The organism is Mesorhizobium sp. P160187, assembly GCF_057766425.1.
This window is the reverse complement of record NZ_JBYMDX010000005.1, coordinates 593,890-606,644: the sequence shown is the minus strand read 5'-3', so window position 1 is coordinate 606,644 and position 12,755 is coordinate 593,890. Positions and strand designations below refer to the sequence as shown.

Annotated in this window: 9 protein-coding genes; 1 reads left to right on the top strand and 8 read right to left on the bottom strand. The window is 54.0% G+C overall.

What is annotated here, in order from left to right; translation table 11 throughout:
* Window positions 1–15: 15 nt before the first annotated feature.
* Both AC3CCE_RS27625 and AC3CCE_RS27620 read right to left on the bottom strand, forming a co-directional pair.
* Window positions 16–948, bottom strand: coding sequence for a glycosyltransferase family 2 protein (locus tag AC3CCE_RS27625; protein ID WP_352512854.1), 933 nt, complete (start codon window positions 946–948; stop codon window positions 16–18).
* A 139-nt stretch (window positions 949–1,087) separates the two neighbouring features.
* Window positions 1,088–3,076, bottom strand: a complete 1,989-nt coding sequence (locus AC3CCE_RS27620; RefSeq protein WP_352512856.1) for an SDR family NAD(P)-dependent oxidoreductase — start codon at window positions 3,074–3,076, stop codon at window positions 1,088–1,090.
* Between the two features lie 516 nt (window positions 3,077–3,592).
* Here AC3CCE_RS27620 and AC3CCE_RS27615 point away from each other — a divergent pair.
* Window positions 3,593–4,216 (top strand): class I SAM-dependent methyltransferase, encoded by a 624-nt coding sequence (locus AC3CCE_RS27615; protein ID WP_352512858.1) that lies wholly within the window; start codon window positions 3,593–3,595, stop codon window positions 4,214–4,216.
* A 120-nt stretch (window positions 4,217–4,336) separates the two neighbouring features.
* Here the strand turns inward: AC3CCE_RS27615 and AC3CCE_RS27610 are convergent, their stop codons facing one another.
* The 6 genes from AC3CCE_RS27610 to AC3CCE_RS27585 all read right to left on the bottom strand — a co-directional run bounded on the left by AC3CCE_RS27610 (window position 4,337) and on the right by AC3CCE_RS27585 (window position 12,740).
* Window positions 4,337–8,053 (bottom strand): glycosyltransferase, encoded by a 3,717-nt coding sequence (locus AC3CCE_RS27610; RefSeq protein WP_352626081.1) that lies wholly within the window; start codon window positions 8,051–8,053, stop codon window positions 4,337–4,339.
* Window positions 8,054–8,142: 89 nt separating this feature from the next.
* On the bottom strand, window positions 8,143–8,925 hold the full coding sequence (locus AC3CCE_RS27605) for an ABC transporter ATP-binding protein (protein ID WP_352512861.1): 783 nt from the start codon (window positions 8,923–8,925) through the stop codon (window positions 8,143–8,145).
* Window positions 8,880–9,695, bottom strand: a complete 816-nt coding sequence (locus AC3CCE_RS27600) for an ABC transporter permease (RefSeq protein ID WP_352512863.1) — start codon at window positions 9,693–9,695, stop codon at window positions 8,880–8,882. Before AC3CCE_RS27600 ends, AC3CCE_RS27605 begins: the two co-directional genes overlap by 46 nt.
* 202 nt (window positions 9,696–9,897) lie before the next feature.
* Entirely contained in the window at window positions 9,898–11,058 is a 1,161-nt protein-coding gene (locus AC3CCE_RS27595; protein WP_084569974.1) for a glycosyltransferase family protein, read from the bottom strand.
* A gap of 54 nt (window positions 11,059–11,112) precedes the next feature.
* A complete protein-coding gene (locus AC3CCE_RS27590) occupies window positions 11,113–11,616 on the bottom strand; it encodes a GNAT family N-acetyltransferase (protein ID WP_023731357.1) in 504 nt (167 codons plus the stop codon).
* On the bottom strand, window positions 11,613–12,740 hold the full coding sequence (locus tag AC3CCE_RS27585; protein ID WP_352512866.1) for a DegT/DnrJ/EryC1/StrS family aminotransferase: 1,128 nt from the start codon (window positions 12,738–12,740) through the stop codon (window positions 11,613–11,615). Before AC3CCE_RS27585 ends, AC3CCE_RS27590 begins: the two co-directional genes overlap by 4 nt.
* Between the last annotated feature and the right edge of the window lie 15 nt (window positions 12,741–12,755).

The following is a 12,755-nucleotide window of genomic DNA, read 5'->3' as shown; positions in this document are numbered from 1 at the left end:
CCATCTCAGCATGCTCTAGATCCGCCGCCAGATGAAGGCCAGATAGAGCCCAAGTGTACCAGCCAGCGTCTGCCGGTAGACGCCGCTTTTCCGGAGAAGGCGCAGGCGTCGCAAGATACCGCCCTTTCGCGCCCTGATGAACAGGCCGAGACAGGCGGCGGCATCCCTCGTGAGGATGTCGCGATTGACCGCCAGGCCGCTCAGATTGTGATCGGTCCAGACGGCGAACTCGCCCCTGAAGAGGCGCCCCAGCCGCGACAGCCTCGCCTTCCACGACACGTTGGCGCCGACCAGGTTTGCCTCATGCTGGCGGTAGCGCACCAGCGGTCGCGGGTCATAGCGAACAATGCCGCCGGCAGCCGTGACGATCAGATAGGTCCACCAGTCATGGCTGACGAACTCGGTCCTTGCCGATGCCTTTGCCAGCAACTTTCGCGCGGCGCGGTTGATCATCATCGTGTTGCCGCCGGCAATGCTTTGCACAAGCGCATTGCGAAATGCGGGTGGATGCTGGAACAGCGGCGAATACCCTTGCGCTGCTCCGGCTTCGGACATGGTCGCGGTCCTGGAGCAAAACAGCAGCGGCGTTCCGGCATCGTGCCCTTGCATCCAGGCAATGGCGCTCTCCAACCTGTCCGGCTCCCAGATGTCGTCCTGGTCGCAGAAGGCGTAGTAGTCGGCCTCGATGCGCGGATCGATGATCATCCCGCGGAAATTGGCGGCAAAGCCTTGGCGAGGACCATTCGACAGGGTCAACCGGCCCTTGGACCAGCGGCTCTGCCAGGCGCCGATAATGGCCGAAGTGCCGTCTGTCGAACCGTCGTCGGAAACCCATAGGTCGACAACAGGATGCGATTGCGCAGCCAGCGACGCGAGCTGCTCGTCAAGGAAAGCCGCGCCATCTTTCGTGCCCAGCAGCACGGCCACGCGCTGATCTTGTCTGCTCACTGGTTCAAAATCATCTGCAAACGCCTGGGAACGGCCATCGGATCGGTTTCAATAGCCAATCCCGGTCGATCAGGACAGGCTCTTTGTTTTGACGCAATCCCGGACGGGAAAACCGCTCCACACTTTTCCTGGAATTGCTCTAACCAGCTTGCCCGACTGTTTTCGCAACGGTTTCCCGGCGTGCGTCACTTGGAGGCTCTTCCGCCTGATAGAGGGCGGCCATGACGGCGAGCGCCGAGGCCTTGTCCTGATCGCGCATGGCCGCCTGCAGCGATGTCAGCGCCGCCTGGACCTTGGGCCATCCCACGACATCGGTCCTGAGGCCGAAGATCTTGGGGATATCCAGCGCGACGATCTCCTCATTGCCGCCATGCAGCACCTCGTGAAGCTTCTCGCCCGGCCTGATCCCGGTGAAACGGATCGGAATGTCGGTGTAGGGGCTTTTGCCGGCCATGCGGATCATGGTTTCAGCGACTTCGAGGATCGGCACCGGCTTGCCCATGTCGAGCATGTAGATGGCGTAGTCGTCCTTGCCCTGGCGCCGCTCGGCGTCGGCCGCCGACATGATGACGAGGTCGACGGCTTCGGCCACCGTCATGAAGTAGCGGGTCATGCGGCGATCGGTGATGGTGACCGGACCGCCGGCCTCGATCTGCGCCTGGAAGATGGTGGCGACCGAGCCATTGGAGCCGAAGACATTGCCGAACCGCACGGCGATGAACTTGGTGCCGGAGCGACGGCCGCTAGGCCCGGTGGCGTGCGTTTCGTGCAGCGAAGAGACGATCTGCTCGGCGGCGCGTTTCGTCATGCCGAGCACCGAGGTCGGATCGACCGCCTTGTCGCTGGAAATCAGCAGGAACTGCGGCACCCCGCATTTGGCGGCAACCTCGGCGCAGACGAGGGTGCCCAAAATGTTGGTCTGGATCGCCGATTCCCAATTTTCCTCGAGCAGCGGCACATGTTTGAGCGCGGCGGCATGGAAGATGATGTCGGGCTTGAAATCGCTGACGACGCGGGTGATCTGGCGCCGGTCTGTGACATCGACGATGCGGCTCTTGAGCCGGACATGGTCCTTTTCGTCAACCTGCTGGTCGAGCTGGAAAATACCGAACTCCGAGATATCGGCGACCAGAACCGCCTCGGCGCCAAGTTCCAGCGACCGCTTGACCAGGATGCGACCGATTGAACCGGCGCCGCCGGTGACCAGGACGCGCTTGCCACCGATAAAGCCGCCGATCCGCTCCATATCGGAAGCAACTGTGGAGCGGCGCAGGATGGTTTCCATCTCGACAGCGTCGAGTACCAGCTTTCCGCCCTGGCCGAGCTCCGAAACGCCGGAGAACTGGACGACGGCGATGCCGCTGTGACGGGCGACACGGACCAGTTCCGAATATTCCTCGATCTCGCGTTCAGTGCCATTGCCGAAAATCAGCATGTCGAGGCTTTTGGTGCCTCTTGCATATTCTTCGAGGACCTCGACCAGGCGGGGCCGCACGGCCACCACCGGAACGCCCTGAATCTGCGTGCCCAACGGCGCGCCGTTCTCGATGGCCATGATGCCGGCGATGGAATATTCGGCCGGCTCGGCCGTGCGGGTGAAGCGGATGATGACGTCTGCTTCGCCAAGCCTGCCGACGAACAGCGCTTGTTTGATCGCCGCATTGTTTGCGTTGCGGCTCAGGATTCGCCAGCTCGCCCCGTCGCGCAGGAACCGGTAATAGAGCCGAGGCGCCGATATGATGGTGAAGGAGACGAGAAAAAAGACGATGAACTGGCGCTCGTTGAGGCCGGTCACCGGCTGAAACGATCGAACCGCCAGCGAGACGACATAGAGCGTGACGGTCAGGATGGCGCAGCTCTTCAGGATGTTGAAGAAGTCCGGCGTGGAGGCGAAACGCCACACGGTGTTGTAGAGGCCGCAATAGCGAAACAGCATGTGGCTGAGAAAAACAATACTTGCCCAGCACGCCAGGCCGGCCGTGGAGAGCGCGTCGAATGAAAGTCTCGACTGCGAAAGCCCCAGACTCAGCGCCACCGCGACCAGGACCATGACCAGGTCCTGGATCATTATAATGGCGCGCCGCATCTTCGGCCGAAGTCCGGACACGACCTCTACATAGGATGTCATTGGGTAGTACTGAACTCCAGGCGCAAGGACATGGACACTAACGTTGGTGCAAAAGCGACGGAAACCCGCCATCCACCACTTGATTAGAGTGCCAATCCCCAGCCCCCGCTGCCCAATATCGCATAGCGCGGAGTTGCGGTTACCGCCAGATATTTTTTGGATGGCACGTCCGGTTGATGAATCGGGCGCTCAAACAGCCACCCTTTTGAGGAGTGATCTCAAGCCAGCCCGTGGATACGTCAGCCCTCGATCGCTATAATACCGGCGATGGAACGGTCGAGATTTCGAGATGTCATGCCCAACCCGCCTGTGGCGCATATCGCGCGACAGGAGGCGCAACCAAAGGCTGGAGGCGAGCCAACAGCCAGATACTATATGCCAAGCCGGCCGGAGACAATCCGCATTCCATGCGACCGGCGTCCATGTGGGAAGCCGTGCCCTGATAAATCCTAGATTACTGGCTAGCGGAGGCTGCTGGTATCGTCGACCAGACACTCAAATCAGAGGAAGTGACCCATGGTTCGAGCTTGGGACAATTGGGATGTTGATGGAATTGCAGATGAAATTCAGTCGATCTGGCAGAATTGCCCAACCGAAGATGCTCATCGCGAAGAGCTAGTCCACATAGTATCGCATCATGTTGATTCCCATGCACCTTCCATTCTCGAAGTTGGCTGCGGGACCGGCCTCATTTACGAAAAACTCACCAATAGTATACTTAGCGATTCCAGATATATTGGTATCGACTCATCTATAAAAATGCTGGAGAAAGCGATAGGCAATTTCCCAGAAGGCGAATTTATTTTAGGTGATGGTTATGATCTTGCTTTCGGAAAGGAGGAATTCGATGTGGTTCTGTGTTTTGAGGTGCTCGGCCACATTCCTGAGATAGACCAGTTCGTAGCTGAATTGCTTCGTGTCACGCGGAAGACCTGCATCTTCACAACTTGGCCAAGCGACGAACAGGAAATAGAGGAAAATTACGAGACGATTGGCGGCGTTCAGTTTTTACACCGACGATATTCAGATGCTTTTATTCGGAAAATTATCCGTGCCATAGGGCCAAGGGACCTAGGCGAAATTGAGACCGTTAGCCTTCGCTCCGGGGGCCAAGCATACATTGTCACGCGCCATTCTTGACAATTGCTAAGCGCGAATTGGCTAATGCGCTCCACTGGTCACGGATTGTATGCACATCACGCTGCGCGCTCATCCAAATCGTGCAACCTCCGTCACTCGCTTTAGACGCAGCGACCGTAGCTACTCGAATCTAGCGAAGGGAAAACGCTTTAGTGCGCCGTAGATCACCGGTGGCCGCACCACCTCATAGATGGTGACCGGTACGTCCGCTTCGCGCACGAAAACTCTGAGCCGCCACCCCGCCTGAAGATCACGAACAGGCGTGTCAAACGAAAATCTTGCGGGGAGGCCCTCTTCAATATCGGCGAGTGAGCGGGTCACGGAACCCATAATCTTATCATTGCTGGACACGATCTCTATGCCTATGAGCCCTGCCTGCGTCCGAATAAGTGGCACGATGCCAAGATGGACAACCGATAGGGAGGTAAGCGCGAAACGAACGGTATATTCTCTATAAGATATGCTCGAGAGATCCTCGCTCAGACGCAGTTCATCACGTCGCATGCGGCCGAAGTGCTGGCGGCTGAAAAGGTCAAGCGGAGCGAAAACGGAAGAAACCATGTCCCACATTTCGCTCGTCCGCCAGTTAACGGCTCTCGCAAGCCTGAGTGGACGTGAGAAATGTTGAGCTTCAACCTCCGAATGGAGCCTGGCAATTGTGGAAACCACAGCGGGCTCAAATCTCTCTGGGAGCACGTCCGGTCGAGCCATCGAGACATCAGCGACCGCCTCGATCGACTTCTCGGACGCCGCCTTGCTGAAGGCTGCCCCATAGAGATCCATCAATTCGGCACGGACATAGCTTGAACGTCCCAGGACGCTTATCGTCCGATAAGCACTTCTTAACATCTCAGATCGCCGCACAACTGGATATCCAAGAAACTCCATAACAGCATTCGCCAGTTCCTCGGGGGACGTATCCTTGGCAATCAACCCGTTGTAACGATGCTTGATCAATTCGGATACGCCGCCAACACTGGGCGAGATAACAGCGACACCAGACGCCATAGCCTGAAGCATCGTCTGCGGCATAGATTCGTCCAGGGCGGAAATGAGCAACACGTCGCAGCCTGCGTAGAAGCGTTCCGGATCGGAAACGAACCCATGAAAGATGACGTGGTTTTCCAGACCTTGTTCCGCCACATAATCGCGGCACTCCTTGGCGTACTCAACATGAAGGTCATCGTAACCGATCACGTGGACAGTAACGTTGTGCCCAGCCTTTCGCAGAAGCACGGCCGCGTTGATGGCGGCGAGTTGATTCTTGCGAGGCTGCAACGTTCCCGAAACCACTATCTGCAGCGGATCTCGTATGGAAAAGTTCCGAACCTCCTGTGCTTGGAATAGCGAGAGATAGATATCTTCGACGGGGCAGACGATACGGCGCACGGCGACCCCAGACTCTTTCTTCCACCGCTCCCCATGTGTCGCCGAGGAGCAATGAATTGCATGGGCGAAGCCCGTCGTATTGGCGCCCTCATAGTATTGATGAACGCTAGCGACAACTGGAACCCCAAGTTCGAATCCAAGCGCCGTCATAGCTGGCTGCCAGGTTGCGAAGTGAAGAAGTCCTATATTAAGCCCAGCTAATCTTTCGCCAATGCGTTGGGCACCCTCCCGATCTCTCTCATGAAGCGACCGGATTTTCGACGCATCGACACCATTCATTCCGTTCTGCCAGTTCTCCTCCAACAGCGGAGCATCCTTCGTTGCCGCGCACCAAAGACGAGCAAATTCTGGTCCAAACCTCTCGTCCTGCGGAACCAAACCCACAACGTCGAAACCGAAAGAAGATACCAGCGCCGCATGCCGCAGCAAATGAAGGGTTGCTCCTCCCAGCGCGGCCTCATGAAAGCCATAGAGAATTGCCTTATCCTTCAAACGCGAATGAAGTGCTGTCGCGGCGAGCGCACCATAAAAATCGTAGTATTGATTTTCCGTGGTATAATGGGTTTCTACATATCTACGAACCTTCTCCAATATTTTGTCGCGTTGCTCGGCCTTCATCTTGATCAGACCTTCAATCGCGTTTGCCCAGTCATCAGGTCGATTGCTCACCTTGACACAAACCGAATCGGGCAAGCGGCTATACGGCGCCACATTACTCATTACGCTAATCGCACCTGCCGTGACCGATTCTAACAATTTGACAGGGCTCTTACTCCGTTCAGCACGTGTCTCACCCTCAAGAGGCGTGAGCGAAATATCGAAATAAGTGCTGCTTAGTTCAGCAAGATAGCTGTCATATGAATGGGTGAACGGCTTGAAATAGACATCGCACTCCAGAGCAGGGAAATCACGCGGATCGATTCCCCAGAAGTGAAATTCGACGTCATCCTTATAATCTGACGCCACACGTTGTAGCCCAGCCCAGATTTTTGCGATAATAACACCTCGAAATTTATTGCTAAAAATCGCTATTCGAAATTTTCCAGACCTCCCGTATTCTCGTTTTTCAATATAACGACGACGTATATTGGATTGAAGTCTAATCCTATGGCGATTATACTCTCCAAAATCGTCAATAATTTCATCGCTGTACCCGATAACAGCATCGGCTGCGGATATCTGCGTCACTATGCTTCGGTATCCAGGCGTACCAGGCGCGATAGAGGAATGTTCTGCCCCCACTTCATGGAAGCGAAGCATGTTGTCGTCCATCAAATAGGCACACGGAATGCCCCTTCGCCCCTTACCAGCCAACAGTTGCTCTGCGGGACCCACAGTACGGTATAGGATGGCGATGTCCGTGTCCGACGTGTCGAAGTGCCGTACATCTCGCTCCCTTACGAAGGTACTGCTAAAGCCTCTTTGATTTTCAAGGTTCTCAAAATTACGAACGGCCACATCCACAGACGTGCTGTAATCAGGCTTCGTCACCAGTATACGCTTGTGCTGCATAGCCCCGGATGCGGCAACGGCCAGCTCTGAGGGGCTACAGTAGTCATTATATCTCGAAACAAACGGCAGAGCCTCTTCTCTATAGTACCTCTGTATCTCGGACTTCGAGAATCTGTTCCTCCAATGTTCGGCGCCAATCAGATCATAGCCAGCAATATTGTCAGGCTTCAGCTGATTGTCTCGCGCAAGCTGCAGGTATTTCAAGGTGCGGGTAAAATCTGACCGCACATCCCGGCCAAGCGAGTTCTCCATGTCGGCGCGAACGATCGAACACGTCGCATCCACCCATTGAAAGGGAGCACTTCTTCCGAAACGAAGCCAGAGATCGTAGTCCGAGTATCGCCTGGCCGCCACGTGAGGGTCGTACATGCCATGCCTTTCAAAAAGAGCAGCATGGTGAATTACTGAGTTGTTTGCGATATAGTTGCCATGCAGCAGGAGTCCATAATTGAACTCCTGCCCAAGCACCCGCAGAAAGACATCGCCTTTGTCCGTCGCACGATAGGCGTCGCAGCTACCATAGGCGACGCTTGGAACAGCTTGACGCCCAAGCCAAGCCATACGCACCTTTAAGCTGTCCTCCGTCCAAAGATCATCATCAAACTGATAGGCAATGTACTTGCCGCGACCGTGAAGCGCGGCCTGATTGACGCGCAAGGCTGGAAGACCACTGTTGTGCTTGTACGAATGTATGATGACCCGTGGATCGGCAAGCTGGTACTCACTCAGCACATCGGCAGTTCCATCGCGCGAACCGTCATCCACAATGATCAGCTCGAAATCGCCATAGCTTTGCGAAAGCACGCTCTCAATTGAAAGCCGCAAGGACCCGTTAGCACGCGCAAAAGTAGGAAGGATCGCCGTCACTTCTGGTACCGACCGCCTTCTGTCGATGTGGCTAATGGAAAGATCGTGGCCACAATCACCGAATCTCATATTTCCTCCGAATTCAAATATCTATTGAGCTCCGCGTACAAGCCGACGTGACGTCGATCTCCGCTCTACTCCGCCGCAAGGCAGACAGTTTATCGCTGCGAGGCCTCGTATCCAGATATCACCTCTGATGTGTCGCCATCCATAACAATTATTCCCTTATCTATCCAGATAGTTCTTGCGCAAAAACTCTTCAACAAATCAAAGTTATGAGATGAGAAAACAAGAATCTTACCCTGTTCCATAAATTCAAACATACGACGTTTTGCCTTCTTCGCAAAACGAATATCTCCAGCGCCCATCACCTCATCTATAAGCAATATTTCCGGGTTTATGCTCGTTGAAACAGCAAATGCGAGGCGAATGAACATACCCGCGGAATATGTCCGAACGGGATATCCCAGGAACTCGCCAAGCTCCGTAAACTCCTCAATCTCCGGCAGCTTCGCCTCGATCTCATCGGGCGTCATGCCAAGCAGCAAGCCGCGGATGCGGATGTTGTCCCGGCCGGTTTGATTCATCTCGAAACCGGTTGCGAACTCGAACATCGGGCAAACATGCCCTTCGGTTTCGACGACTCCGCTGGTCGGCGCGTAGATGCCGGCCATCACCTTCAACAGCGTGCTCTTCCCCGCCCCATTCAGGCCGATAAGCCCCACCCTCTCGCCCTGCTCGATAGCAACAGTGACATTCTTGAGGGCCTCAACCGCATAGGCGCCGGGAGCCGCTCCCGCGCTGCGTCTCCTGGTCAACCAGCCTATCAGCCCATCGGTATTCATATCGCCGGTGAAAATTACGCCGGCGTTATGCAGTCGTATGAAGTTCTGCGTCAAAGGAGGAACACCACTTTTTTGTCCAACCGCGAAGCCACGCACCAAGCAATCCCGTACAAGATCAGAATATAGGCAGCCACAAATTCGTATGAAAAAAGCGGAGCGAAGCTTGTATACAGAATTGGATGGCGCACGATATCGATCAAATGGTAGATGGGGTTAATCATATAGACGAGCTCCAGGCCGTGATCCTTCAGAACACTGGCAGGAACCACGATCGGCGTCAGATAGAACAGGACCTGCAAAACACCAGATAAGGCATGCGGAAGATCTCGAAAAGCAACACCTAGGTAGGAGAATATCGTGATATGACCAATCAGGGCAATATATAACATAAATAGACCAGGAACAGCCGTAAGCCATCCGGTAACTTCAAAAATACCAAGCGCAATCTGCAATATTCCGATAGCGAACAGGCCAATTACAAAATTCATACTGCTACTTACTAAAGTCCTCATAATGTATATTTGCTTTGGGTATGAGAACTGCTTGATATAGCCCTCCGCATTTATGAAAACCATGCCAGCATCGATGATGGAGGCGGAAATCAACCCCCAGATAACGAAACCCAGCATCAGGTAAGGAAGAAAGGCCCCCAGATCCTGCCCGAACATGACGCCGTAAACGAAACCTATAGCCCCCACATAGAGTCCAAGGTTGAGCAGAATCCACAGCGGACCGATGAACGAACGGTGATAGCGACGCTTGATGTCTTGCACGCCGATAAAAAACCAGACGCGATGAAGCAGAAGCGAGCGCAAGACGTCACGGAGCAGCCTGTTCTTGTCCGCACTTGAATAGCTGTGTTTCATGAGCAGTACCGAGTTTGCCGTTTCGCTTGAGTCGCGCCGCCATGGAGGGTGATTTCAGCATCGCGTTGCAGTGCTCCCCGACCGTGACCGGCGAGATGCTGCAGATGGAGACGGCAAGCCCATGGGCGCGTTGCCAATTCGCAAAAGATCATGTGGCCGGATAACCTGTCAAATGAGCGCCCCATGCGATTGACATAAAGCACTAGGCACGAACCAGTATTTTTCGAATTATTTTCTGGGTGATAAGAAAACACCCTCCATCTCGATAGTTCACCATAAAGTGTACTCTATACCTTTCGAATCTCCCCCATAATTTCCCCCACCTAACTTTTCTCAAATTAAGCTTTTTTACATTTTTCGGACGACGGCCATCCATTTGAATGAATACGTCAGCCCAATTCTGGGAGACCGTACTTAAATTATATCGTTTCTTAGCGTCATCAAATGCGACACCAATCAATTCATTTCGTTTTTCCGGCAACTTAACCAGCATTGATATCGCATCCAGCCACGCTTTCTCGGTATTGTCAACGAGAAGTCCTGTTTGTGCATCCCTTACGACGTCTTTGTATGGAGTAATGTTTGAGTATATCCCGGCTATACGAAGGGCGCCATACTCACGATACTTGTTATCTGTCTTGCTGCGGTTTGCTTCATGGTCGATCAGAGGTGCCAAGCCAATCGCCCAATTTCTCGAAGTCTGGAATTTGATGTAGGCGCCGTAGTCGCCAGTGTGCGGAAAAAACCGAACTCGTGCGCCGGCCTTGACTCCCCATGGAAGGACACCGGCGAACTCGAATACCGTTTTTGGAAATCTCTCCAGGATCGGCTGAATAAGCGGCGATATCAAACTCAAATCAGCAACCCGCGAAGGGCTTCCCGCAAAGCCGATTCGGATTTCGTCAGTAGAAACCGAAGACGGGCCGTCAATGAGTGAAAAATCGAAAAACGACGGCAGAACCGTCACGCGGGCATTAAAACTTGATACGAACCTAGCCAGTTCGGGGGAGTTTACGATAACGGTCTCAGCATGAGAAACCATAAACTCCAACGATTTCCTGACAGTTGGATGCCGATAATACAATGCGAGAGGATTGTCTCCAACAATTCTCCAAAAATTATCATCGATATAGTACACATATGGCCTGCCCGCATCAGAGAGTAGTTTTGCCCATGCCGAAGCCTGTGAGTCGGCGCACCTTACAAACATTGGAATTGTATTTGGTGAAAAGTCACCTACCTGAAGTTCGGTCATGAATTTTACTTCGTGATCGACGCCATGAGCCCGACAGGCCTCCATGATTTGCTCAAGCAAATATGTAGTGGCAATTTTTGCCTCTATGATCATTAGGATCCTGGCCATGTCGAGCTCACATAGCCCGGCGCGGAGGCGTTAGCATGAAATTGCGCCTCGCGGTCATGGAGTTCTACCTCGACCCAAGCCCATGCGGATCAAGCCATCGGAACGGCCTTCCTCAATAAACCCCTCGCGTATGTAAAGGCGAATGGCTTTTGTATTTTGCTCCATAACCTCAAGGAAGAGATAGGAGAGGTTCAGGAATTGCGTGCCGAAGCGGACGATTTCCGCGCATGAGCGGCCGATATAGCCTTTGCCAGCCATTTCTGGCGCGACTAGAAATCGGCCAACTTCCGCGCTCCGGGTATTCTCATCGATATCGTAAATGGCGCACTGGCCGACCGGGTGGCCATTCGCTTCCACCAGAAAGAAAAAATCATTTTTCTTTTTGAGGTAGCTTTTGTACCAGGCGATATGCGCGGCAAGGTTGATCCTGTCGGATGTGTTGAACCAGACGCGTGCGTCGTCACGATTGCGCCAGGCAAGGATTGTCTCGAGATCCCGCTCCTCCACGAGCCTCAAGATAACCGTGCCGTCTCCGAAAGGGGCGATTTGCGGTTTCATTGGGCGTATTTGAGAACCAGTTCGGAAACCAAGTCCACATCCGTCTTGCTCATGCGAAGATGCAGCGGCAACGATATGATTTCCTTGCTTGCCGCCGAAGCATTTGGACAGGTACCTGCCGCGAAGGCGTACATCCGGTAGTCGGTGTTGTCACGATAGTGAACGCCGGGATAGACACCGTGCTCGTTAAGGGCAAGCATCAGATTATCGCGGTTCTGAACGCGTATCTGGAGAAGATGCTGGGCAGACTCACAACTATCCACGGTCGGCACTACATTGACGTGGTTGTGACCCTCAAGATGGTGACGGTACCAAAATGCCAGCTGACGCCGGAACGCGTTGTCGACATCAAGATATTTCAGCTGCACGATAGCAATCGCGGCCATGATGGAGTTGCCGTGATACTTGTAGCCAAGCTCCTCGACGTCATACATCCATTTGTAGGCGCCCTGAGCGGCCGTGCGAGCATATGTATCCTTGTTGATCCCCAACCAAGTCAGCTTACGAACTCGCTCGTCATCCTCTGCCTCCTTGAAGCAGATCATTCCAGAATCGGCTGTGGGAAGATTTTTGACGGCCTGAAAACTGAATATCGTCGCATCGGCATCACCGCCAATGTGCGTTCCGTTGACCCGTGTGCCTGACATATGAGCCGCATCGAGCACCAGCTTGATGTCATGCGCGCGACAAATCTCCAGTATCTCCTGATAGCGGCCCGTATTGCCTCCCATGCCGACAAAGATCAGCGCTTTTGTCTTGTCCGTGATCCGCTTGAGCACGCTTTCGGGGTCGAGGCAGAGGTATTCATCAACGTCTGCGAACACCGGCTTGAGGCCTGTCTGAAGGATGGCGTGATTGGTCGAAACGAAAGTCAGCGGCGTCGTGATAACCTCGTCGTCGTCGCTCCATCCGTGCTTGGATTTGAAAAGCTCAAAAGCCAGGTGAAGTCCAACCGTGTTGGAATTCAGGAAGTGGGCATGCGGAATGCCGGTATAGTTCTTCCACGCCGTTTCAAACTCCGCAGTCTTGAAGCCAAGACCTGTCCATCCTTTTTCAAGGCACTCACGGATTTCCGACAGGCATTCTTCAATACGGAAATTCGGTACAAATAGCTGAACTGACATCAAATGTGCTCCGGT